This is a genomic window from Sphingobium sp. B8D3A (assembly GCF_025961995.1).
GTDB lineage: Bacteria > Pseudomonadota > Alphaproteobacteria > Sphingomonadales > Sphingomonadaceae > Sphingobium.
The window spans coordinates 3,467,342-3,488,129 of sequence record NZ_JAOQOS010000001.1; the positions used below are offsets into that span (position 1 = coordinate 3,467,342).

The 20,788-nt window shown below is 65.5% G+C and carries 25 protein-coding genes and 1 tRNA gene; 14 read left to right on the top strand and 12 right to left on the bottom strand.

What is annotated here, in order from left to right; translation table 11 throughout:
• Positions 1-143 precede the first annotated feature (143 nt).
• A tRNA-Ser gene (locus M2342_RS16105) sits at positions 144-234 on the bottom strand.
• A 222-nt stretch (positions 235-456) separates the two neighbouring features.
• On the opposite strand from M2342_RS16105, the gene M2342_RS16110 reads away from it, so the two are divergent.
• On the top strand, positions 457-642 hold the full coding sequence (locus M2342_RS16110; protein ID WP_264571939.1) for a DUF1328 domain-containing protein: 186 nt from the start codon (positions 457-459) through the stop codon (positions 640-642).
• A 9-nt stretch (positions 643-651) separates the two neighbouring features.
• On the opposite strand, the gene rpoN is transcribed toward M2342_RS16110, so the two are convergent.
• The 5 genes from rpoN to M2342_RS16135 form a co-directional block, all read right to left on the bottom strand.
• Positions 652-2,151, bottom strand: coding sequence for an RNA polymerase factor sigma-54 (rpoN, locus tag M2342_RS16115; RefSeq protein WP_264579830.1), 1,500 nt, complete (start codon positions 2,149-2,151; stop codon positions 652-654).
• Positions 2,152-2,192: 41 nt separating this feature from the next.
• On the bottom strand, positions 2,193-2,960 hold the full coding sequence (lptB, locus tag M2342_RS16120; RefSeq protein ID WP_264580065.1) for an LPS export ABC transporter ATP-binding protein: 768 nt from the start codon (positions 2,958-2,960) through the stop codon (positions 2,193-2,195).
• Between the two features lie 173 nt (positions 2,961-3,133).
• Positions 3,134-3,676, bottom strand: a complete 543-nt coding sequence (locus tag M2342_RS16125; protein WP_264574928.1) for an LptA/OstA family protein — start codon at positions 3,674-3,676, stop codon at positions 3,134-3,136.
• An 11-nt stretch (positions 3,677-3,687) separates the two neighbouring features.
• Positions 3,688-4,377 (bottom strand): LPS export ABC transporter periplasmic protein LptC, encoded by a 690-nt coding sequence (gene lptC / locus M2342_RS16130; RefSeq protein ID WP_264573715.1) that lies wholly within the window; start codon positions 4,375-4,377, stop codon positions 3,688-3,690.
• Positions 4,370-4,987, bottom strand: a complete 618-nt coding sequence (locus M2342_RS16135; RefSeq protein ID WP_181558577.1) for a ribonuclease D — start codon at positions 4,985-4,987, stop codon at positions 4,370-4,372. The genes lptC and M2342_RS16135 overlap by 8 nt, the downstream gene beginning before the upstream one ends.
• Positions 4,988-5,255: 268 nt before the next feature.
• On the opposite strand from M2342_RS16135, the gene M2342_RS17060 reads away from it, so the two are divergent.
• Positions 5,256-6,074: a cold-shock protein gene (locus M2342_RS17060; RefSeq protein WP_319801100.1), complete on the top strand. Its 819-nt coding sequence runs from the start codon at positions 5,256-5,258 to the stop codon at positions 6,072-6,074.
• 104 nt (positions 6,075-6,178) lie between these two features.
• Here the strand turns inward: M2342_RS17060 and M2342_RS16150 are convergent, their stop codons facing one another.
• Together M2342_RS16150 and M2342_RS16155 are read right to left on the bottom strand one after the other, a co-directional pair.
• Positions 6,179-6,670: a Dps family protein gene (locus tag M2342_RS16150; protein WP_181558575.1), complete on the bottom strand. Its 492-nt coding sequence runs from the start codon at positions 6,668-6,670 to the stop codon at positions 6,179-6,181.
• Between the two features lie 162 nt (positions 6,671-6,832).
• Positions 6,833-7,150, bottom strand: coding sequence for a hypothetical protein (locus tag M2342_RS16155; protein WP_181558574.1), 318 nt, complete (start codon positions 7,148-7,150; stop codon positions 6,833-6,835).
• 278 nt (positions 7,151-7,428) lie between these two features.
• Here M2342_RS16155 and rpmG point away from each other — a divergent pair, with 278 nt between their 5' ends.
• On the top strand, positions 7,429-7,596 hold the full coding sequence (gene rpmG, locus M2342_RS16160) for a 50S ribosomal protein L33 (RefSeq protein ID WP_181558573.1): 168 nt from the start codon (positions 7,429-7,431) through the stop codon (positions 7,594-7,596).
• Positions 7,597-7,721: 125 nt separating this feature from the next.
• Here the strand turns inward: rpmG and M2342_RS16165 are convergent, their stop codons facing one another.
• A complete protein-coding gene (locus tag M2342_RS16165; protein WP_181558572.1) occupies positions 7,722-8,105 on the bottom strand; it encodes a response regulator in 384 nt (127 codons plus the stop codon).
• An 83-nt stretch (positions 8,106-8,188) separates the two neighbouring features.
• Between M2342_RS16165 and M2342_RS16170 the strand changes: the two genes are divergently transcribed.
• From M2342_RS16170 to M2342_RS16185, 4 genes are all read left to right on the top strand, one after another.
• The gene (locus M2342_RS16170; protein ID WP_264579831.1) at positions 8,189-8,458 is read left to right on the top strand and encodes a DUF3572 domain-containing protein; all 270 of its coding nucleotides are present in this window, start codon (positions 8,189-8,191) and stop codon (positions 8,456-8,458) included.
• Positions 8,455-9,093 carry an HAD family hydrolase gene (locus M2342_RS16175; RefSeq protein ID WP_264579832.1) on the top strand — a complete coding sequence of 213 codons (639 nt, stop codon included), beginning with the start codon at positions 8,455-8,457 and terminating at the stop codon, positions 9,091-9,093. The genes M2342_RS16170 and M2342_RS16175 overlap by 4 nt, the downstream gene beginning before the upstream one ends.
• Before the next feature lie 42 nt (positions 9,094-9,135).
• Complete coding sequence (locus M2342_RS16180; protein WP_264571932.1) at positions 9,136-9,603, top strand: RidA family protein; 468 nt, start codon at positions 9,136-9,138, stop codon at positions 9,601-9,603.
• Between the two features lie 156 nt (positions 9,604-9,759).
• Positions 9,760-10,905 (top strand): GNAT family N-acetyltransferase, encoded by a 1,146-nt coding sequence (locus M2342_RS16185; protein WP_264579833.1) that lies wholly within the window; start codon positions 9,760-9,762, stop codon positions 10,903-10,905.
• 6 nt (positions 10,906-10,911) lie between these two features.
• Here the strand turns inward: M2342_RS16185 and M2342_RS16190 are convergent, their stop codons facing one another.
• Positions 10,912-11,208, bottom strand: coding sequence for a hypothetical protein (locus M2342_RS16190; RefSeq protein ID WP_264571930.1), 297 nt, complete (start codon positions 11,206-11,208; stop codon positions 10,912-10,914).
• A gap of 111 nt (positions 11,209-11,319) precedes the next feature.
• Positions 11,320-12,162 carry a pantoate--beta-alanine ligase gene (gene panC / locus M2342_RS16195; protein WP_264579834.1) on the bottom strand — a complete coding sequence of 281 codons (843 nt, stop codon included), beginning with the start codon at positions 12,160-12,162 and terminating at the stop codon, positions 11,320-11,322.
• A gap of 110 nt (positions 12,163-12,272) precedes the next feature.
• Between panC and M2342_RS16200 the strand changes: the two genes are divergently transcribed.
• From M2342_RS16200 to M2342_RS16225, 6 genes are all read left to right on the top strand, one after another.
• A complete protein-coding gene (locus M2342_RS16200) occupies positions 12,273-13,073 on the top strand; it encodes a division plane positioning ATPase MipZ (RefSeq protein WP_181558565.1) in 801 nt (266 codons plus the stop codon).
• A 3-nt stretch (positions 13,074-13,076) separates the two neighbouring features.
• Positions 13,077-13,505 (top strand): molecular chaperone DnaJ, encoded by a 429-nt coding sequence (locus M2342_RS16205; protein WP_264579835.1) that lies wholly within the window; start codon positions 13,077-13,079, stop codon positions 13,503-13,505.
• 42 nt (positions 13,506-13,547) lie between these two features.
• Positions 13,548-14,930 (top strand): phosphoglucomutase/phosphomannomutase PgmG, encoded by a 1,383-nt coding sequence (gene pgmG, locus M2342_RS16210; RefSeq protein ID WP_264579836.1) that lies wholly within the window; start codon positions 13,548-13,550, stop codon positions 14,928-14,930.
• Positions 14,931-15,207: 277 nt separating this feature from the next.
• Positions 15,208-15,411, top strand: coding sequence for a hypothetical protein (locus M2342_RS16215; RefSeq protein WP_264579837.1), 204 nt, complete (start codon positions 15,208-15,210; stop codon positions 15,409-15,411).
• Positions 15,412-15,460: 49 nt separating this feature from the next.
• Positions 15,461-17,884 (top strand): ligase-associated DNA damage response DEXH box helicase, encoded by a 2,424-nt coding sequence (locus M2342_RS16220; protein ID WP_264579838.1) that lies wholly within the window; start codon positions 15,461-15,463, stop codon positions 17,882-17,884.
• A 78-nt stretch (positions 17,885-17,962) separates the two neighbouring features.
• Complete coding sequence (locus M2342_RS16225; protein WP_264579839.1) at positions 17,963-19,021, top strand: retroviral-like aspartic protease family protein; 1,059 nt, start codon at positions 17,963-17,965, stop codon at positions 19,019-19,021.
• Here M2342_RS16225 and M2342_RS16230 read toward each other — a convergent pair.
• Positions 18,977-19,825 (bottom strand): rhodanese-related sulfurtransferase, encoded by an 849-nt coding sequence (locus M2342_RS16230; protein WP_264579840.1) that lies wholly within the window; start codon positions 19,823-19,825, stop codon positions 18,977-18,979. The two genes, M2342_RS16225 and M2342_RS16230, sit on opposite strands and share 45 nt — an antisense overlap.
• Before the next feature lie 118 nt (positions 19,826-19,943).
• On the opposite strand from M2342_RS16230, the gene pdeM reads away from it, so the two are divergent.
• Entirely contained in the window at positions 19,944-20,669 is a 726-nt protein-coding gene (gene pdeM, locus M2342_RS16235; RefSeq protein WP_413715149.1) for a ligase-associated DNA damage response endonuclease PdeM, read from the top strand.
• The last annotated feature ends 119 nt before the right edge of the window (positions 20,670-20,788 follow it).

A 20,788-nucleotide genomic window follows, 5' to 3' on the forward strand; every position in this document is an offset into this window, starting at 1 on the left:
GCGAATCGGAAACCATACGGCAGACCATATCACGGTGAGAACAAATGCGAACCATCCTGCACGAGCACGAATGATGGCAGCGGCTTTAAATGGCTGTTTTCCGGTATTTTTGGAACTTTCGCGGCCTGTTGCGAACGGCCTGCTGGCGGAGCGGGAGGGATTCGAACCCTCGATACGCTTTTGACGTATACTCACTTTCCAGGCGAGCGCCTTCGACCACTCGGCCACCGCTCCGCATGCACTGGAGCCGTGCGCCCTAGCGGGGTCGCGCGGCTTTCGCAAGGTGCCTTCGCATCAACGGTGACGAAGCAATGCCGCCCGCCGTTGGGCGCCCCGTCCGGGCGGGTTCGGCAGATTTGCGTAGGGAGAGCCGCGCGCGTCTCGTCCTCCCCCACCCCGCCGGGAACCGCCGCCCGGCGCGAGACGTTAAAACCCTGTCAGCAACAGGAGCCCGTCATGATCCGTCTTGCCATCCTCAGCCTGCTCATTGCCGGTGCGGCCGCCCTGATGGGCTTTGGCGGCGTGGCGGGGGCGTTTGTCGGCATTGCGAAGGTGCTGTTCTTCATTGCCCTTGCGCTGTTCGGGATCTTCCTGGTGCTCGGCATCCTTGCTGGCCGCCGTATGTCCCGCGTGCTCGACTAAGCGGCGCGGTTATCGCCCGCCCAGGGCTTTCTGCCGGCGGCGCTGGACGGACGACCCCAGCCCGATGGCCTCACGATATTTGGCCACCGTGCGCCGCGCGATGTCGAAGCCGCGCTCACGTAGCAGATCGACCAGGGAGTCGTCAGAGAGGATCGCATTTGGCGGCTCATCCGCGATCAACTGTTTGATGTGGCTCTTCACCGCCTCGGCAGAGGCTGCCTCGCCGCCATCGGCCGCGGCGATTGCGCTGGTGAAGAAGAATTTGAGTTCATAGGTCCCGCGCGGGCAAGACAGATATTTGTTGCTCGTCACCCGGCTGATCGTGGACTCGTGCAGCCCCACCGCCTCGGCCACCACGCGCAGCGTGAGCGGCCGCAGATGCGCGACGCCATGGCGGAAGAAGCCTTCCTGTCGCCGCAGAATCTCTTCGGTCACCCGTAAGATGGTGCGCTGGCGCTGGTCGAGCGCCTTGATGAGCCAGTTGGCACTGGCAAGGCAATCCGACACCCAGGCCTTGGACGTCTTGTCCCGCGCGCCGCTCGCCAATTGGTGATGATAGCGGCGATTGACGAGGATACGCGGCAGCGTCGCACCGTTGATCTCCACGGACCAGCCATTACCCGCAGGCGCGATGAGCACATCCGGCACCACGGCGGCAGGCCGATCATTGGCGTAGCGCAGCCCGGGCTTTGGGTCATAGCCGCGCAGCTCGCGGATCATGTCCGCCATATCCTCCTCATCCACCCCGCAAATCCGGCGCAGATGCGCGATCTGGCCCTTGGCGAGAATGTCGAGATTGGCGATCAGCGTTGCCATGGCGGGGTCATAACGGTCCGCCTCTTTGGCTTGCAGCGCGATGCATTCGCTGAGGCTCCGCGCCGCGATGCCGGCGGGATCGAACCCCTGGATGACGGCCAGCACCACCTCCACTTCTGCCAGCGGAACGCCCAGCCGGTAGGCGGTCTCCAGCAGGTCCGCTTCCAGATAGCCGGCATCGTCGATCTGGCCGATCAGCTGCTCGGCGATCATCAGTGCCCGGCCGGAGAGCGCTGCGCCGGCCTGATGCATCAGATGCTCGTAAAGCCCTTGCTCGGGCGCGGCGAAACTGTCGAAGTCCGGTCCGTCCGCACCGAAGTCAGCGGCGGACCGGCCGGGGTCCGCCCCGCCCGGTAGCGCGCGGTCGCTTGGGCCATCATCGATGAAGGTCTCCGCACCGTGATCGACGTCCAGCGGCCCGTCCGCCTCGCCGCTGCCCTTGCCGATCAGCACGTCGGCCGGAGCGTCGGGGCCCGATTGCGGCTCGACGCCGTCCGGCAGCTCAGCCTGCTCGCGCGCGGGCAGCGTGATGTCCGTGCCGGCTTCCAGCAGCGGATTGCGCTCCAACTCGCCGCCGATGAATGCCTCAAGCTCCAGATTGGACAGCGCCAGCAGCTTGATCGCCTGCTGGAGCTGCGGCGTCATCACCAGCGACTGGCTTTGCCGAAGATCGAGGCGAGGCGCCATCGCCATGGGTTGTGCTGCCCCTCAGCCTGTCCGCGACCGGCCCGCCATCACAGCGAGAAACTCTCGCCCAGATAGAGGCGGCGGACATCGGCATTGGCGACCAGTTCGGCGGGGCTGCCGGCAAACAGCACCTTGCCATCGTAGATGATGCAGGCGCGATCGACGATCTCCAGCGTCTCACGGACATTGTGATCGGTGATGAGCACGCCGATGCCGCGCGTCTTGAGATCCTTCACCAGATCGCGAATGTCCGCGATGGAGAGCGGGTCGATGCCGGCGAAGGGCTCATCGAGCAGCACGATGGACGGATTGGCCGCCAGCGCGCGCGCGATTTCGCAGCGCCGCCGCTCACCGCCGGAGAGTGCCATGGCCGAACTCGCGCGCAGCCGCGCCAGGCCGAATTCCTCCAGCAGCGTCTCCAGCTTCTGTGCCCGCGCCGCCTTGTCCGGCTCGGCCAGTTCCAGCACGGAGAGAATGTTCTGCTCCACGGTCATGCCGCGGAAGATGGAGGTTTCCTGCGGGAGATAGCCCAGACCCAGGATCGCGCGGCGATACATGGGCAGGCCGGTGATATCGGTACCTTCCAGCAGGATGCGGCCCGAATCGGGCTTCACCAGCCCCATGATGGAATAGAAGCAGGTCGTCTTGCCTGCGCCGTTCGGCCCGAGCAGCCCGACGACTTCGCCATGGCCGACCTCAAGGCTGACATCGGCGAGGACGGTGCGCTTGTCGTAGCTCTTGGCGATGGAAATGACCTGCAGGCGATGATCCTCTGCCGCGCCGGCGGGGTCGTCCGCGACTGCGGGATCGCGCATCGTGTCTGCCTCACTCATCGCCTTGTCCTCATTTCCAGATCATCCTGATCGCCGGCCCTGTCGAACCGACGTTCCTCCGCAGCTTCCACGATCTGGCAGGAAAATTGCATGGAGACCGAATCGTTCAAGGCAGCGAAAAAGGCAAGCTTTTTGGCGCCGCGTCCGGCCTTTTCCTACTGATCGCCGCTCTGGCGAACCTGGAACGTGCCGGAGACGCGACCACCCGACTGGGTGGTGCCCGGCGCGCCGCCAGCGGCAGAGCCATCCACCGTCGAGCGACCACTGGCGAGATCGATGACGAGCCGCGAGCCGGTGAGGCGGTTGCCGCCCTGATTGAGCTGCACATTGCCGATCATTGTGATCAGCCGGCGATTGAGATCGTAAATGGCGACCGAGCCGCTGGCCCGCTCGTTGCCGCGCGTCACCACGACACCGCCCGAGGCATCGAGTCGGTCGATCTCGATGCCGCCGGTGTTGTGATAGGCCACGGTGAGGCGCTGCGCCGTCATGGTCATCCCGGCCTGCGTCACCTGCACATTGCCGGAGACGACGACGCGGTCGGCGCGATCCTGCACCTCAATGCGGTCCGCCGAGAAATCCACCGGCGCGCGCGTGTTGTGCCCCCGCAGAACCTGCGCATCGGCAACGCCGGCAATCGCGACCAGAGTGGACCCGGCCAGGGCGCCGGCAGCGACAAGAAGGAAGGGTCTGCGCATCGACATTGCCCTTAGCGCCCGACCTGCTCCATGCGCAAGCGGGCGTTGCCCTCCAGCGTGACGGTGCGCCCCTCCAGATCGGCCTTAAGATGATCGGCGCGGAACGTGCCGGTCGGCATCCGCCCCTCGACATCGCCCCGGCTGCGCAAGTCCCGCTCCTGCAGTCGAATGTCGACATCGCGCGTGGTCAGCCGATAGCCATTGGCGCTCTGGAACTGGATCGGCCCGTTGACCGCGACCGTCTCATTCTCGATGTTGTAATTGCCTTGCCGCGCGGTGACGACGGCCCCGCCGCCTTCCATCTGCAACCGCGCCTCAAGCTCGTTGAGCTGCACGATCGGATCGCGCGAGGTTTTTTGCAGCGCAGAGCCGGCACGCAGCGAGAAGGGCCGGCCCTCGCCATCTTCGCCGCGATACAGCGCCTCGGTCACCTTCAACCGCTCGCTCGCAACATCGACCTTGTTCTTGTCGAGCACGAAGCTGACCTCGGTCTGGTGGGTGAACGGCGCCGCCAGCAGGAAGGCGCCCAGCACACCGGCAGAGATCGGCAATACCCGCTTGAGCAGGGTCACCAGCCGGTCGTGACTGCCGCCGGGCGCGGCCCAGCGCTGCAGCCGGCTGTGCTCGGCCCGGGCCAGCGCCGACGGCGCCAGCTCGTCCTCGGACCGGGACGTCCCGCGCAGGGCACGCCCTTTACGCATGGGCGAAAATATCTGTCTCCGGCCAGCCGGCGAGATCCAGGAGCGCCCGGTGTGGCAGGAAGTCGAAACAGGCCTGGGCGAGCGCGGTGCGCCCTTCCCGCTCGAGCCTTATGTCCAGTTCCGCCTTCAACTGGTGGAGAAAGCGCACGTCGGATGCGGCATAATCCCGCTGCGCTTCGCTCAGCACCGGGCCGCCCCAGTCGGAACTCTGCTGCTGCTTGGAGATGTCCATGCCCAGAAGCTCGCGGACCAGCTCCTTGAGGCCGTGGCGATCGGTATAGGTACGCACCATGCGCGAGGCGATCTTGGTGCAGTAGACCGGTGCCGCCAGCACGCCGAGATAATGCTGAAGCGCCGCGATATCGAAGCGGCCGAAGTGGAAGAGCTTGAGTCGCGTGGGATCGGCGATCACTGCCCGCAGATTCGGCGCGGCATAGCTGCTCCCCGGCGAGAAGCGGACGAGATGCTCATCGCCCTGCCCATCGCTGATCTGCACGACGCACAGGCGGTCGCGCGGGGTGATCAGGCCCATCGTCTCGGTATCGATGGCAACGGCGCCCGGCGCGAGCACATCGGCAGGCAGGTCTTCTTCATGAAAATAAACGGTCATGCCGCTCCTCTTAGCTGCATGACTGGGCCAGGGAAACCTCCGAAAAAGGCAAGACGGCAGAGCGCCTCCCCAACGCTGCGGATCGGGCCGATGTCGCCCGCGAGCGGGATCGACGTTCAGCGCGGCAATTGCGCCAAAATCATTCGCGCTTTGCGAAAAAGGCCGCTATAGCGATGCTTGGCCGAGTGTGGCCTTGGTCGAGTCCCTGTGCATGTCGTCCGGCATGGGTGCGGATCGAGAGTGGACGAGCGAAAGTGATTAACAGGGCATGAGTTTTGATAGAGGGCGCCGCGGTCGCGGCAGGGACAAGCGGGACAGCTTCGGAGAACCCCAGTTCGACGCCTTTCCGGAATATGGTGGCAGCAGTTACGGTGGACCTCGCGGCGGCGGTGATCGCGGCGGCTTCGGCGGCGGCGGCGGTTTTGGCGATCGCGGCGGCTTCGGCGGCGGCGGCGGTGGCGGCGGTTTCGGTGACCGCGGCGGTGGCGGCGGCGGTTTCCGCAGCGGCGGCGGCGGTGGCGGCGGCTTCCGTGGCGGTGGTGGCGGCGGCGGCGGTCGTGGCGGCATGCCCGCGCAGGTCGTTGGCGAAGGCTCCGGCACGGTCAAGTTCTTCAATGCCCAGAAGGGCTTCGGCTTCATCGTCCGTGACGATGGCGCGGAAGACGTGTTCGTGCACATCAGCGCTGTCGAGCAGGCTGGCCTGACCGGCCTCGCCGAAGGGCAGCAGCTCAAGTTCACGCTGGTGGACCGTGGCGGCAAGATTTCCGCAACCGATCTGGTGATCGACGGCGAGCCGCTCCCGGTTCCCGAGCGCGCTGCAGACCGCGCGCCGGCCGAGCAGCGTGGCGGACCGTCGCGTCAGCTCACGGGTGAGCGGGCCAGCGGCACGGTGAAGTTCTTCAACGCCATGAAGGGCTTCGGTTTCATCCAGCGCGATGACGGCCAGCCCGATGCGTTCGTGCACATCAGTGCTGTCGAGCGTGCCGGCATGGTTTCGCTGCAGGAAGGCGACCGTCTGGACTTCGAACTGGAAGTCGACCGTCGTGGCAAATACGCCGCCGTGAATCTCGAGCCCAAGTCCGAGTAACAGGCGACTCACTTCGCAAGAAAAAGGGCCGGGATGAAAATCCCGGCCCTTTTTGTGTGTCCATCGCCACAACTGCAGCGCGGCGATGGCTCAGTCCAAATGGATCAGCCGTTGCGGCTCGTTTCGAACAGGAACCACGCCCGCTGCTCGGCCTGATCGGTCCAGTCGTCGATCAGCCCGTCGGTTGCATTGTCGCCGGCGGCCTCGGCCAGTTCCTTGGCGGCACGCAGCGATTCCACCAGCGCCATATTGTCGGCCCGCAGCTCCGCCAGCATGTCCGCAGCGGAGACGAAGTCGTCATTGTTATCCTGAATGCTCTGCTTGCGGGCGATGTCGCCAATGGAGCGCAGCGCAGTGTTGCCGGTCTTGCGAATCCGCTCGGCGATCAGATCCGTCGTCGCAAGAATCTCGGCCGCCTGTTCGTCGAACATCAGGTGATAATCGCGGAAATGCGGGCCGGAGACATGCCAGTGGAAATTCTTGGTCTTGAGGTAAAGCGCATAGCTATCCGCCAGCAGGCCGTTCAGCGCGTCGGCGACGGCCTTGATGGCATTTCCCTTCAGGTCCGTGGGCGTTTTGAGCGCTTTGTCTGTCATGAAAGGCCTCCAATGGTTGATGTGTCTGACGTAAATTTCGGAACGTCGAACGTTCCCCACGCCCCGCTTATGCCAGATGGAACTCGGAATGACGAACAGATAGGCCCGCACAGATTGATCGACGAAATCAATCAACACTTATGCGCCGGCGCAATGAAGCGATCAGCGACACCCCCGCAGGGCGGCCGCGGCAAGGTAGACGCGCGCAGTCTGGGGCGCAGCCGAATCACCCTGGGCAGCGTCCCGCATGAGCGTGAGATAGGTCTGCGCGACCTGGCGGTGGCCGTTATAGGCCACCACCGACTCCAGCAGGCTGGCCAGTCCTTCCACCGCGGCAAAGTCATGCCGGCGCGCGAACAGCCGCAAATCTTCCAGCCGCTCGCACAGGGAGAAGAGGGACAGGCCCGTGCAAGCCCCCTCCAGTGCCTCAATGCGGCCAAGCATCTGATCGCGAACCAGACGGTCCGAGCCTTGATACATCCCGATTCTCCCATCCCGCCTTGTCCATCGCGAATCGGTTCTTGCCAGCCTCGCGAGTCAGGCTTGTGACAACGGCACCATAAGCGCCCATCGTTAAGCTTCGGTTTTGCAGCGAAGAGCGGCGACTGCGGCGACTCCTTCCCTTGACAAGGGCCGGCTTTTCCCGCATTGGCCGCCGCCGAACGGGTCTCGCCAGAGGCGGAGCCCGTCTTTTGCATGTATGTCAGCGCACCGCACCTGCCTGCAGGGAGGTCGCTCAATTATTTGAGGAATTGGCCATGGCGAAGCCCGCCACAGTGAAGATCAAGCTGGTCAGCACCGCTGACACGGGCTTCTTCTACGTGACCAAGAAGAACCCCCGCACGCAGACCGAGAAGTTCACCTTCCGCAAATATGATCCCGTCGTGCGCAAGCACGTCGAGTTCAAGGAAGCCAAGATTAAGTAAGTGCCGCGGCGGGCCTGTCGGTCCGCTCGCTTGTGCATGACGCTTCAGGCTCGGATCGCGCGATCCGGGCCTTTTTGCGTGCGGCAGCGTGACGATGAAGTGGGGCGATGGCGGGCCGGGTAGGCTCAGCTCGCCAGCGCAGTCGGCGCGATGAGTCCGTTGACGACATTCATGAACATGAGCACCGAAATCGGCTTGGAGACATAGGCATTCGCCCCTGCCTCCCGAATCCGCGCTTCATCGCCCGGGGCGGCATAGGCCGTCACAGCCATGATCGGCGTCTCTGCCAGAGCTGCGTCCGCGCGGAAGGAGGCGATGAGGTCCAGACCGTTCACATGCGGCAGCTGGATGTCCGTGATGATGAGATCGGGCTGGAAGGCGGATGCGCGGGCGAAGGCCTCCCGCCCGTCTCGCACCGGCTCTGTCTCATGCCCATGCGCGCGGAGCAGGTCGCAAAAGAGCTTCATGTTGAGCTCATTGTCCTCGACAACCAATATGCGTTTTGACACGAACAGTCCTTATGCCGATGGACGAAGCCATTTTTGCAGCCGCGCAGGGGAGAACCTCCCGCTGCCCGGCATACAGGTGAACAATGCGGACCTATCCGATCCCTCAAGATGATGAAACCATGGCGCTGCGCCTCGTGGGATGGATTGTGGCTGATTCGGTCCGTGCCGAACGGATGCTCAGCCTCACCGGTCTGGAGCCGGATGCGCTGCGGCAAGCCCTTACCGATCCTGCAACGCTGGGTGCGCTGATGGATTTCGTCATCAATCACGAGCCGGACCTGCTGGCGTGCGCGGAGGCACTGGCGGTCGCGCCGGCCGACCTCGTCGCCGCACGCGAGCGGCTCGGCCGATGAGCCGTCCGCTCATCATCAGCGATTGCGACGAAGTGCTGATGCACATGGTCGTCCCCTTCCGGTCCTGGCTGGAAGAGCAGCACGGCATCGACTTCAGCTTCTCCGGCGGCTTCGAGCGCGCGCTGCGCCACAAGACAAGCGGCAACCTGATCGAGCGCGAACTGGTCTGGACCCTGCTCGGCGCCTTCTTCGAGACGGAGATGCATCGCCAGACGCCGATTCGCGGCGCGGTGGAGGCGATGGCCCGAATCGCACAGCGGGCGGACATCGTGATCGTCACCAACATCGGCGAGGAACGCGCGCAGGCCCGCGCCGACCAGATCCATGCGCACGGCCTCCCCTATCCGGTGATCGGCAATCGCGGCGGCAAGGGGCCGGCGGTGCGCAAGCTGCTGGACGAGCGCAAGCCGGGCCTGAGCATCTTCATAGACGATCTGGGCGCCAATCACGTTTCCGTGGCACGGGACGTGCCGGAATGCTGGCGGCTGCACATGGTCGGCGAGCCCGAGTTCGCCCCCCATGTCGAGCCGGTGCGCGAGGCGCATGAGCGGATCGACGACTGGGACCGTGCCGAGGCATGGATCATGGCCCGCATCGACGAGTATGACGCGATTGCCACCGGGGCGTTGTCCTAGCCGGTCTTGACGCATCTGCGGGCTCATGCTCTGGCTCCGCCCATGAGCAAGATCGACCAACACCTCGCCGCGGAGAACATCTCCCTTCCGCAAGCCGCCGCTCCCGTCGCCGCTTATGTGGCTGCGGTGCAGACCGGCAACCTGCTGCACATCAGTGGCCAGCTGCCCTTCGCGGCCGATGGCGCCCTGATGAAAGGCAAGATCGGCGGCGAGCGCGATCTCGATTGGGGCGTCGCGGCTGCAGAACGCTGCGCCCTGATGCTGGTGGCGCAGATGAAAGCGGCGCTGGGCGGCGATCTCGACCGGGTCGAGCGCATCGTGAAGCTCGGCGCCTTTGTCGCAAGCACCGCTGAGTTCACCGATCAACCCAAGGTCGCCAATGGTGCCTCGGAGATGATGGTCCGCATTTTCGGCGATGCCGGCCGCCACGCCCGCAGCGCCGTGAGCGTACCAGTGCTGCCGCTGGATGCATCGGTGGAAATCGACGCCATCGTGCAGATTCGCGACTGAGCTACCGCGCCCAGCCGGCATGTTGGCGGCCTTGGGCGCGATGGACCTGCGGGCACTGGCAATTTTGCGCCAGACGCCCCATGTTCGGCACGTGCTGCACGACGTCGCTCCGTTTCGCTCTCCGCCCTCCTTGGCGCACCGAGAGGCGCCGTCCTCATGAGCGACGCGCTGACCGTCCACCTCACCCAATCCGTCGCGGCGCTGGACAAGGCGCAGTGGGACGCTTGCGCCGGCCCGGATAATCCCTTCGTCAGCCACGACTTCCTCTCCATCCTAGAAGAATCGGGCAGCGTCGGCCCCGGCACGGGATGGTCGCCAGCGCCGATCACCATTCAGGACGGCAGCGGCAAGCTGATCGCCGCAGCGCCGGCCTATCTCAAGGGCCATAGCCAGGGCGAATATGTCTTCGACCATGGCTGGGCGGACGCCTGGGAGCGTGCGGGCGGGCAATATTATCCCAAGCTGCAGATCGCCGCGCCCTTCTCCCCCGTGCCGGGCCCGCGCCTGCTGCTGCGCGACGCCGGTAAAGGCCCCTCACTGATCGCGGGCATCGAGGCGGTGGTGGACCAGAATGAGCTGTCCTCCGCCCACGCGACCTTCATCACGCCGGAGGAATGCGCGCTGTACCGCGCGGCGGGATGGCTCATCCGCCAGGGCAGCCAGTTCCACTGGGCCAATGAAGGCTATGCCAGCTTCGATGATTTTCTCGCCCGCCTCTCCAGCCGCCACCGCAAGGATCTGCGCAAAGAGCGGGCCAAGGCGCAGGCCGGGCTGGACATCCGGCACCTGACCGGCGACGCCATCGAGGAACATCATTGGGATGCGTTCTGGGATTTCTACCAGGATACCGGCAGCCGCAAATGGGGCCGCCCCTATCTCACCCGCGCCTTCTTTTCCCTGCTCGGCGCCCGCATGGCAGACCGGGTCCTGCTGATTTTCGCCTATCGCAACGGACGGCCGATTGCCGGGGCGCTCAACCTCATCGGCGGCGATGCGCTGTACGGGCGTTACTGGGGTTGCAACGAGGAGGTGCCGTTCCTCCACTTCGAGCTGTGCTATTATCAGGCGATCGACGCCGCCATCGCGCGGAGCCTTGCCCGCGTCGAAGCCGGCGCACAGGGCGAGCACAAGCTCTCGCGCGGCTATCGGCCGGTGCCGACCTATTCAGCGCATTACATCCCGCATCCCGATTTCAGGCGCGCCGTGGCCGACTTCGTCGAGCGCGAGGCTGCCGCCGTCGCGGATGAACGCGAATGGCTGGATGAACGCGCGCCGTTCCGCAAGGGCGGAGACGCGGGCTAAAGCCGATCAGGCCGCGACACGCTGACTGGTCTCGATCGTCCAGGCGCGCGCGAGGCGCTGGGCCTCGGCGATTTCCCGCGCGGTCATTTCCTCGGCGATTTCAGCGCGGCAGGTCTGTGCCTCGCGGCTGCCTGCCTGTGCGGCCAAATTGAACCAGCGATGCGCTTCGACAAGATCGACGGACAGGCCGCCGGTGCCGCAACTATAGGCCACGCCAAGATCGAAACAGGCCTGCGCATTGCCGAGCGCGGCGCGCGTGCGGCTTTCGATCAGGACCCTGGCATTGTTCATGCTTGTACCCACGAATTCCCCCCAAAAACAGGTTCGCGATACCGCAACCAAGCACGCCAGCTCTTGCGAAATGGTTAACGTAGCAGAAGGGATGTTTGCGCCCGGATTTGCTCGGGCATGTCTTCAGGGATGAATGGGGATATTATCGATCAGCCGCGTGCTGCCGATCCGCGCGGCCACCAGCAGGCGGGCCGGCCGGTCCAGTCGGGTCATCGGCTCCAGCGTGTCGGCATCGCTGAGCAGAAAATAATCGACCGAATCGAAGCCCGAATCGAGCAAGTAGCGGATCGCCCAGGCTTGCACGGCAGCCACATCCTCACCCGCGCTGATGCCTTCTCCTGCCCCCACCAGCGTCTCCGGCAAAGCCGATGCGCGCGCGCGCTGTTCGGCGGTGAGATAGGCGTTGCGGGATGAGAGGGCGAGGCCATCATAATCGCGCTGCGTCTCGACGCCGACGATCTCGACTCCCAGATCGAGATCGCGCGTCATCCGCCGGATGATGGCCAGCTGCTGATAATCTTTCTCGCCAAAACAGGCGATGTCCGGCCGGACCTGATTGAAGAGCTTGGTGACGACCGTTGCCACCCCCTCGAAATGGCCGGGCCGCCACTCGCCATCGAGACGGGCGGACAGGCCATCGACATTCACATGGCTGGTGAAGCCGGCGGGATACATGGTGGCAACGTCCGGCAGCCACAGGGCAGCGACGCCCGCCTGCGCCAGCATCGCAGCATCGCTCTCCTCGCGGCGGGGATAGGCCGACAGATCCTCATTGGGGCCGAACTGGGCGGGATTGACGAAAATCGATGCGACGACATGGCTCGCCCGACGCCGCGCCTCAGTGATCAGCGCTATGTGCCCATCGTGCAACGCGCCCATGGTCGGGACGAAGGCGATCCGCCCCGCATCCGCCCGCAACGAGGCGAGACCGGTTCTGAGCGAGGGGAGGTCACGGAAGATTTGCACGCGGCACGAGGCTCCGATAAGGCCAGCGGAGAAGGTCGGGGCTGGCTTCGCTTGTCCTGACCGGACGGTCAAGAGGCCGTAACCACCCAGGAAGAGTTTCGACCCAATCCATGTCCAGCGCCGCGCCGCATCTCATCGTCTTTGCCAATGAAAAGGGTGGCACAGGCAAATCCACCACCTGCGTCCACACCGCTGTCGCGCTGGCCGCGCAAGATGTGTCGGTGGCCTTGATCGACCTCGATCATCGGCAGCGCACCTCCGCCCGCTACCTCGAGAATCGTGAGGCGACCGCGCGTCGCCGTGAGGTGGACCTGCCCTCACCCAGCTACGCCGTTTACGATGGCGACAGCACGGCGGGCCTGAACGAGGCCATTGCCAAGGCCGCCAGCCAGGCGCAGGTCGTCATCATCGACACGCCGGGCCGCGACGACCCGATGGCGCGCTATGCGGCGGCGGCGGCGAATACGCTTGTCACGCCGATGAACGACAGTTTCGTCGATTTCGACCTCATCGGGCAGGTCGATCCTGAGAATTTCAAGGTCAAGCGGCTGAGCTTCTACTCCGAGCTGATGTGGGAGACCCGCAAGACCCGCGCGAAGGCGGACGGCGCCTCGATCGACTGGGTGGTGCTGCGCAACCGCCTGCATCACATGGAAGCGCGCAACCAAAAGCGCGTCGGCGATGCGCTTTCCGAACTTGCCCGCCGTGTGGGCTTCCGCGTGATCCCCGGCCTCTCCGAGCGCGTGATCTTCCGCGAGCTGTTCCCCTCGGGCCTGACCTTGCTCGATCGCGGCCATCTCGGCGAACTGGGTGTCAGCCATCTCGCCGCCCGGCAGGAACTGCGTGAAATGATCGCCGGCCTCGCCCTGCCGATGCTCGGCGGAGCACCGCAGAAAAAGAGCGCCGCTTAAGGCATGCTGCTGCTCGCTGTCGCACTTGGCGGGCTGGGCCTCTGGTTCTGGTATCGCCTCCGCAAAAGCGGGCGCAAGGTGCCGGCGGCGTGGCTGGGCATCGCCGGCACGCTGATCGGCACGATCATGATGACCAAGGGCATGCCCGTCATCGGCGCGCTGATCGCGACCGGCTCCGGCCTGTGGCTGCGCTACGGAGAGAGCCTCGTCGGCGGGCGCACAGCTTCGCCTGCCCCGCTCACCGCGCGCGACCTCAGCCGGGCGGAAGCCGCCGACCTGCTCGGGGTGCCGATCGATGCCAGCCGCGAGGAGATCATCGCCGCCCATCGCAAGCTGATCACCAAGAACCACCCAGATGCCGGCGGATCGCCCGGCCTTGCCGCGCGGATTAACGCCGCGCGCGAGACATTGCTAAAATCGCAAGAAACATAAGCTAGTCGGTTCGCTATCGCTCGACATTATCCGGGACTTTTCATGACTCATCAATTCCACTCCACCACTCTGCGCGAATACGATATTCGCGGCATTATCGACGAGACTCTGGGGGAGGCAGATGCCTATGCCATCGGCCGCGGCTTCGGCACCCGCGTCGCGCGGCTGGGCGGTCGGGCCGTCGCTGTAGGCTATGACGGGCGCCTCTCCTCGCCGATGCTGGAGGAAGCGCTGGTGCGCGGGCTCAACGACAGCGGCATTCATGTGGTCCGCATCGGACTCGGCCCGACGCCGATGCTCTATTATGCCGAGGCCGTGCTGGATGTGGACGGTGGCATCCAGATCACCGGCAGCCACAACCCAGCCAATTACAATGGCTTCAAGATGGTGCTCCAGAAGGGCCCCTTCTTCGGCAAGGACATCCAGAGTCTGGGCAGGATGGCGGCGGCCGGCGACTGGGCCGAGGGCAGCGCCGGCAGCGAGCAGGTCGACATTCTCGACCGCTATGTCGCCCGGCTGATGGAGGGCTTCGACGGCCAAGCCTACAAGATCGGCTGGGATGCCGGCAACGGCGCCGCCGGCCCGGTGATCGACCGGCTGGTGAAGCTGCTGCCAGGCGAGCACCACACGCTGTTCACCGAGGTTGACGGCCATTTCCCCAATCACCATCCGGACCCTACCGAGGAGAAGAACCTCGTCGACCTGCGCGCGCTGGTCGCGGAGAAGGGCCTCGATTTCGGTCTCGCCTTCGATGGCGATGGCGACCGGATCGGCGCCATCGATGGCGAAGGGCGCATCATCTGGGGCGACCAGCTACTGGCCATTCTCGCCGAGCCGGTGCTCGCCGCCGAACCCGGCGCCACGATCATCGCGGATGTGAAGGCCAGCCAGGCGCTGTTCGACCGGGTAGCGGAACTGGGCGGCAAGCCGCTGATGTGGAAGACCGGCCACAGCCTCGTCAAATCCAAGATGAAGGAGACGGGCAGCCCGCTTGCCGGCGAGATGAGCGGGCACATCTTCTTCAGGCACGAATATTATGGCTTCGACGACGCCCTGTACGCGGCCGTCCGCCTGATTCGCGCTGCCAGCACGTTGGGGCGCAGTGTCACGCAGCTGCGCGGCGCCATGCCGGCCATGGTCAACACGCCGGAGCTGCGTTTTCAGGTCGATGAGAGCCGGAAGTTCGCCGTAATCGAGGAAGTGCTGCGCCGACTCGCCGAATCCGGCGCGACGATCGACGCAACGGACGGCGCCCGGGTGACCACGCCGGACGGCTGGTGGCTGCTGCGTGCGTCCAACACACAGGACGTTCTGGTCGCCCGCGCAGAGGCGCGCGACGCCGACGCGCTGGACCGCCTGCTGGCGCAAGTCGATGAACAGCTTGCACTTTCTGGTCTGGAGCGTGGTCCCGCCGCTGGGCATTAACGTCAACCAGATGCGTAGACTGAAGAGGTCGATTGCAAATTGTGCAATCAACACTCTTCATTTCGCAATTGCAGGAAATTCGTATGTAACGCATACAGTTCCTGCCTTTCAGGCATCCTCTCCTAAAACTTCCAGGCCGTCCTTCGGGGCGGCCTTTTTTTTGGCTGGCCGCCCGCCATCCGCCACGCAGCGAGGCGCGCCGAACCGGCTGCGCGGCCAGCCGCGAAACTCAGGCGGCGCCCATGCGTTCAATGGGTTTGGAAAATAGGAGAGAAACATGGGCAGCCTCTGGAGCCTCATGACCGTTGTCGGGCCAGTCCTGTTTGCCGCGGTGCTGGTCTACGCGATCTGGCGCAACAAGCGCGATACCAAACCGGGCGACGAAGCGCGAAGCGACCGCGCCGCGAAGGACCTGCGCGACAGTCTCGACCGTGAAGACAAGCGCCGGGATGGTAAGGAGCCCTCTTCCACGCGGGCTTGAGTAAGCATGGCGGGGCATCCACATTGAAGGCATGGCCCCCCGCGCGCACATGACCCCATCCCTGCCGCCCCTCATTACCGAATGGTTCGACCGGCGGGGCTGGTCCGTCCGTCGCCATCAACAGGGGATGCTGGAGGCAGCGCAGGCGGGGCGCCATGCTCTGCTCGTCGCGCCCACAGGAGCCGGCAAAACGCTCGCCGGCTTCCTGCCCACGCTGGCCGACCTCGCGGAGGCGCCGACAGAAGGCCTGCACAGCCTCTATATCTCCCCGCTCAAGGCGCTGGCCGTGGATGTGCAGCGTAATTTGCTCACCCCCGTCAGTGAGATGGGCCTGCCCATCCGCATCGAGACGCGCAGTGGCGATACGCCGTCCGATCGCAAGGCCCGGCAGCGGGCCAAGCCGCCCCACATCCTGCTCACGACGCCCGAATCGCTCTCCCTGCTGCTGACCTACCCCGATGCGGACCTGATCTTCGCGTCCCTTAAAACCGTCATCATCGATGAGATCCATGCCTTCGCGAGCGGCAAGCGCGGTGATCTGCTGGCCCTGTCCCTCGCCCGCCTGCAGAGCATCGCCCCCGGCCTTCGCCGCGTCGGCCTGTCAGCAACCGTGGGCGACCCCGATGCGTATCGACGGTGGCTGGCGCCCGCCGGCGCGCAGGCGGAAGTGGCGCTGGTCGAAGGCGAGCCGGGCGCCGCGCCGGACCTCACCATTTTGATGCCGCAGGACCGCGTGCCCTGGTCCGGCCACAGCGGCAAATATGCGGCGGGGCAGGTGATCGACATCATCCGCCAGCACCGCATGACACTGGTGTTCTGCAACACGCGCGGTCTCGCCGAACTCATCTTTCAGGAATTATGGGCGGAGAATGAGGATACGCTGCCCATCGGCATCCACCATGGCAGCCTCTCCCGCGAGGCGCGTCGCAAGGTGGAGGCCGCGATGGCGGCCGGCAAGCTGCGCGGCCTTGTTGCCACCGCCAGTCTCGATCTGGGCATCGACTGGGGCGATATCGACTGCGTGATCCAGATGGGCGCGCCGAAGGGCAGCTCGCGCCTGCTCCAGCGCATCGGCCGCGCCAATCACCGGATGGACGAGCCGAGCAAGGCGATCGTCATCCCCGGCAACCGCTTCGAATATCTCGAAGCGCAGGCTGCCTGGGATGCCGTGATGAGCGGCGAGCGCGATGCCGACGATTTCCGCCCCGGCGCGCGCGATGTGCTGGCCCAGCACATCATGGGGCTCGCCTGCGCCGGCCCGCTCGATCCTGCGGCGTTACTTGCCGAAATCCGCACCGCCACGCCTTATGATTGGCTGGACGCGGCCCAGCTTGAGGACATTCTCCAGTTCGTCTCCACCGGTGGCTATGCCCTGCGCGCCTATGACCGGTTCCAGCGCCTCGTCCGCACGCCCGAAGGCCTCTGGCGCATTGCCCATCCCCGCCTTGCCCAGCAACATCGGCTCAACGCCGGCATCATCGTGGATCAACCCGCGCTCGACGTGCGCTTCAGCAACGGCCGCAAGCTCGGGACGGTGGAGGAGAGTTTTGCCGCGACGCTCAGCCCGGGCGATCGCTTCTTCTTCTCCGGCCTCTCGCTGGAGCTGGTCCGCCAGACCGAGGCCGAACTGTTCGTCAAGGCGACATCCCAGCAGGCCCGCATTCCCAGCTGGGGCGGCACGCGCATGGCGATGTCGACGCATCTGGCCGGCCGCGTGCGCGCTTTCCTGGCCGATCCGACGCAATGGAACCGCTTTCCGCCCGACGTTCATGAATGGCTGGCGATGCAGGCGGTCCGCTCCGTCCTGCCGCAGCCCGACCAGTTGTTGGTCGAGACCTTCCCGCATGAGGGGCTGCACCATATGGTGGTCTACAGCTTCGAGGGATGGAACGCCCACCAGTCGCTCGGCATGCTGCTCACCCGCCGCATGGAAGAGCGCGGCCTCAAGCCCGTCGGCTTCGTGTCCAACGATTATGCGCTGGCCGTCTATGGCCTGGAGCCCGTTACCGACCCCCGCCCGCTCTTTTCCGCCGACATTCTGGACCGTGAGTTCATCGCCTGGGTCGAGGAAAGCAGCCTGCTCAAGCGGGCCTTTCGCGACGTGGCGGTGATCTCCGGCCTCATCGAACGCCAGCAGCCGGGCGCGCGCAAGACCGGGCGGCAGGTCAGCTTCTCGACCGACCTCATCTATGACGTGCTGCGCCGCTACGAGCCGGAGCATCTGCTGCTCAAGGCCGCCTGGGCCGATGCCCGCGCGCGCATGACCGATGTCGGAAGGCTCGGCGAGCTGATCGACCGGGCCAGCGCCACCATGCTGCACAAGCCGCTCGACCGGGTGAGCCCGCTGGCCGTGCCGGTGCTGATCATGATCGGGCGCGAGCATGTGGCTGGCCCGCAGACCGACGACAGCCTGCTCGCGGAAGCCGAATCGCTCGCCCGCATTGCCATGACGCCCGACGCGCCACCCAGCTAGCGTCGCCCGCGCCCGCCTCGATCCTTTTGGCGGGACCGCAAAATCGTGATAAGCTGCGCGTCTTGGGAGACCTTGGGGATGGTTTTCGGCTCGACGCTTCGGCTGACCCTGGCAAAGGCTGTAATCACGGCCGCTGCGGCTTTGACCGGGCCATTCGGCATCGCGAGCCAGATCCCGAGCGCAAACGAGCATTTCGTCATCGCGCCGCGTGGCCCTGAGATACCGGTCGATCCCAGCACCTTCGACCTCAACGAGCCGGTCATGCCTATCGGCGGCGATCCGGGGATGCGGATGACCATGCCGGTGCGGATCGGCGAGCGCGGCCCTTATCCGTTCATGATCGACACCGGCTCCCAGCGCACCATCGTCGCCACGGAGTTGGCCACGCGACTGATGCTGCCGCCGCTCCAGCCGGTCGAGATCATCAGCATGGCCGGGCGCGTCACGGTCTCATCCGTTCAATTGAGCGATCTGCGCTTTGGCGACCATGCGGTCAGTTCGCTTGCCGCGCTCACTATCGCTCGCGCGGACATGGGCAGCCTGGGGATCATCGGGCTGGACAGCCTCGCGGACAAGCGTCTCATCCTCGACTTCAACCAGCGCCGTATGGAACTCAGCCGCAGCCGCCGCTCATCCGCCGTGCGTGACGAGAAGGATGCCATCGTGGTGCGCGCGCGCAGCCGCTATGGCCAGCTGATCCTGATGAACTCGCGGGTGGACGGGCGTAAGGTAGACGTGATCCTCGACACCGGTGCGGAGCAGAGCGTCGGCAACATGGCGCTGTTCCGCAGCCTCAAGGCCAAGCGGCTGGTGGTGCCGCCAACGCCCACTGTGCTGACCAGCGTCACCGGCGTCGACGTGCCGGCCCAGTTCGCCGTCGTGCGCCAACTCACTATCGGCGACGCAACGCTCGACAATGTGCCGATGCTGTTCCTGGATGCCGCACCCTTTACCGAGCTTGGTCTGGGCGAGCGGCCAGCCATGCTGCTCGGCATGGGGATGCTGCGCCTGTTCGACCGGATCGCGATCGATTTCGGCCAGCGGCATGTCGATTTCCACCTCGCCGGCGGCAATGCCCGGCAGCGTGGCAGGCTAGACTTCGCAGATACCGGTGCAGCGGACGCAAACGGGCGCTGAGCCGCCCTCATCGGCGCCTCCGGCAAGCGGTTGCCCACAGGCCGGGCAGAACGCCGCCGGGACGACCCGCTCCCCATGGGTGATCCCGACGCGCTCATCGAACAGGAAGCAGGCGCCGTCCCACAGGCTCGCGGCCTCCTCGACTTCCGCGAGATAGGCAAGGATGCCACCCTTGAGGTGATAGACCTCCTCGAAACCCTGCGCGCGGGCATAAGCCGTCGACTTCTCGCAGCGTATGCCGCCGGTACAATACATGGCGATCCGGGGCTTGCGGCCTTCCGCGCGCCATTGCGCCGCCTGCGCATCGAACCAGTCCGGGAAGTCGCCGAAGCTCGCCGTCATGGGATCGACCGCGCCGGCGAACCGCCCCAGCGCCACCTCATAATCATTGCGGGTGTCGATGAGGATCGTGTCCGGATCGCTGATCAGCGCGTTCCACTGCGCCGGCGGCACATGCGTGCCCGCGCCCTGCGCCGCATCGACACCGGGCCGGCCCATGGTCACGATCTCGGGCTTCACCTTCACTTTCCAGCGCGCGAACGGATGCCGCTCCGTGCTGTGCAGGCGCGGCGCCAGGGGCGCGAAGCCCGGCTCGGCGCGCAGTCGCGCGAACAGGCGCTCCACTGCTTCGGCCGACCCCGCGATGGTGCCGTTCATGCCCTCCTGCGCGAGGATGATGGAGCCGGAGAGGCCCAGCGTCGCGCCCAGTGCGCGCAGGTCGGTCGCCAGCGCCTCCGGGTCGGGCAAGGGCGCGAAGCGGTAGAAGGCAGCGACGGTCAGCAGGGATGCGGGTTCGTGCGACATGCGCGCGCGCCTACACCAGCCGAGCGGGGAGAGCCAGAGCCTGCGGGACATCACAAAAGTTCCACTTTTGTTCAACTGCCCGATTGCGCCCTGCCCGCTGCGACGGCATAGCAGGGCCATGAGGTCGTCCCCACTCATCGATCAACCCATGCCGCGCGCGGCAGGCTGTGGCCCGGCCTTCAGCTTTGCCGGCCAGAGCTGGCAGGCTTTGCCCCAAGGTGCTTTGTTCTGGCAGGAGCGGGCCGCGCTCATCGTTGCCGATCTTCATTTCGAGAAGGCCAGCGCCTTCGCCCGGCGCGGCCAGATGCTGCCGCCTTATGATAGCCGCGCCACGCTGGATGCGCTGACGGCGGTGATCGCCCTCACCCAACCGCGGGAGATCTGGTGCCTGGGGGACAGCTTCCACGATGGCGGCGCGCACGAGCGGATGAGCGGCGAGACGCGCGCGCGGATCGCGCAGCTGACCGCCACCTATCGCTGGACCTGGATCACCGGCAATCACGACCCCCTCGGCGCCTCGGGCGTTGATTCGCCGCTGGGGGGTGAAAATCGGGCAGAAGCGCTCGTCGATGGCGTCATATTGCGCCATGAAGCCATGCCCGGAGAGGTGCGACCGGAAATTTCCGGACATTTTCATCCCAAGTTGCGGATGAGCCTGCGCGGGCGGCATATCTCGCGGCGCTGCTTCGTGAAGGGCGGCAGCAAGATCATCGTGCCTGCCTTCGGGGCATTCACCGGCGGCCTTGACGCAGCGTCACCGGCAATCGCCTCTCTTGTCGGCCGGAACAGCGAAGCGCTTATCGCGCTGGAGGATCGGCTGCTGCGTTTCGCTCTTTGGCGATGAGCGGCCTCCGCCGGCTGTAACCCTTATGCAACAAACCGCTAAATCCCGGAAATGAGGGAGTTGCGCCCTATGGCTATTGGCATATGCTCTCGAATAACCGGCACAAATGCCGGACCGGA

What these genes read in the sequence shown, in the direction of transcription:
- M2342_RS16110 (WP_264571939.1), top strand. Translation starts at nt 457, where the DNA reads ATGATCCGTCTTGCCATCCTCAGCCTGCTCATTGCCGGTGCGGCCGCC.
- rpoN (WP_264579830.1), bottom strand. Translation starts at nt 2,151, where the DNA reads ATGGCGATGGCGCCTCGCCTCGATCTTCGGCAAAGCCAGTCGCTGGTG.
- lptB (WP_264580065.1), bottom strand. Translation starts at nt 2,960, where the DNA reads ATGCGCGATCCCGCAGTCGCGGACGACCCCGCCGGCGCGGCAGAGGAT.
- M2342_RS16125 (WP_264574928.1), bottom strand. Translation starts at nt 3,676, where the DNA reads ATGCGCAGACCCTTCCTTCTTGTCGCTGCCGGCGCCCTGGCCGGGTCC.
- lptC (WP_264573715.1), bottom strand. Translation starts at nt 4,377, where the DNA reads ATGCGTAAAGGGCGTGCCCTGCGCGGGACGTCCCGGTCCGAGGACGAG.
- M2342_RS16135 (WP_181558577.1), bottom strand. Translation starts at nt 4,987, where the DNA reads ATGACCGTTTATTTTCATGAAGAAGACCTGCCTGCCGATGTGCTCGCG.
- M2342_RS17060 (WP_319801100.1), top strand. Translation starts at nt 5,256, where the DNA reads ATGAGTTTTGATAGAGGGCGCCGCGGTCGCGGCAGGGACAAGCGGGAC.
- M2342_RS16150 (WP_181558575.1), bottom strand. Translation starts at nt 6,670, where the DNA reads ATGACAGACAAAGCGCTCAAAACGCCCACGGACCTGAAGGGAAATGCC.
- M2342_RS16155 (WP_181558574.1), bottom strand. Translation starts at nt 7,150, where the DNA reads ATGTATCAAGGCTCGGACCGTCTGGTTCGCGATCAGATGCTTGGCCGC.
- rpmG (WP_181558573.1), top strand. Translation starts at nt 7,429, where the DNA reads ATGGCGAAGCCCGCCACAGTGAAGATCAAGCTGGTCAGCACCGCTGAC.
- M2342_RS16170 (WP_264579831.1), top strand. Translation starts at nt 8,189, where the DNA reads ATGCGGACCTATCCGATCCCTCAAGATGATGAAACCATGGCGCTGCGC.
- M2342_RS16175 (WP_264579832.1), top strand. Translation starts at nt 8,455, where the DNA reads ATGAGCCGTCCGCTCATCATCAGCGATTGCGACGAAGTGCTGATGCAC.
- M2342_RS16180 (WP_264571932.1), top strand. Translation starts at nt 9,136, where the DNA reads ATGAGCAAGATCGACCAACACCTCGCCGCGGAGAACATCTCCCTTCCG.
- M2342_RS16185 (WP_264579833.1), top strand. Translation starts at nt 9,760, where the DNA reads ATGAGCGACGCGCTGACCGTCCACCTCACCCAATCCGTCGCGGCGCTG.
- M2342_RS16200 (WP_181558565.1), top strand. Translation starts at nt 12,273, where the DNA reads ATGTCCAGCGCCGCGCCGCATCTCATCGTCTTTGCCAATGAAAAGGGT.
- M2342_RS16205 (WP_264579835.1), top strand. Translation starts at nt 13,077, where the DNA reads ATGCTGCTGCTCGCTGTCGCACTTGGCGGGCTGGGCCTCTGGTTCTGG.
- pgmG (WP_264579836.1), top strand. Translation starts at nt 13,548, where the DNA reads ATGACTCATCAATTCCACTCCACCACTCTGCGCGAATACGATATTCGC.
- M2342_RS16215 (WP_264579837.1), top strand. Translation starts at nt 15,208, where the DNA reads ATGGGCAGCCTCTGGAGCCTCATGACCGTTGTCGGGCCAGTCCTGTTT.
- M2342_RS16220 (WP_264579838.1), top strand. Translation starts at nt 15,461, where the DNA reads ATGACCCCATCCCTGCCGCCCCTCATTACCGAATGGTTCGACCGGCGG.
- M2342_RS16225 (WP_264579839.1), top strand. Translation starts at nt 17,963, where the DNA reads ATGGTTTTCGGCTCGACGCTTCGGCTGACCCTGGCAAAGGCTGTAATC.
- M2342_RS16230 (WP_264579840.1), bottom strand. Translation starts at nt 19,825, where the DNA reads ATGTCGCACGAACCCGCATCCCTGCTGACCGTCGCTGCCTTCTACCGC.
- pdeM (WP_413715149.1), top strand. Translation starts at nt 19,944, where the DNA reads ATGAGGTCGTCCCCACTCATCGATCAACCCATGCCGCGCGCGGCAGGC.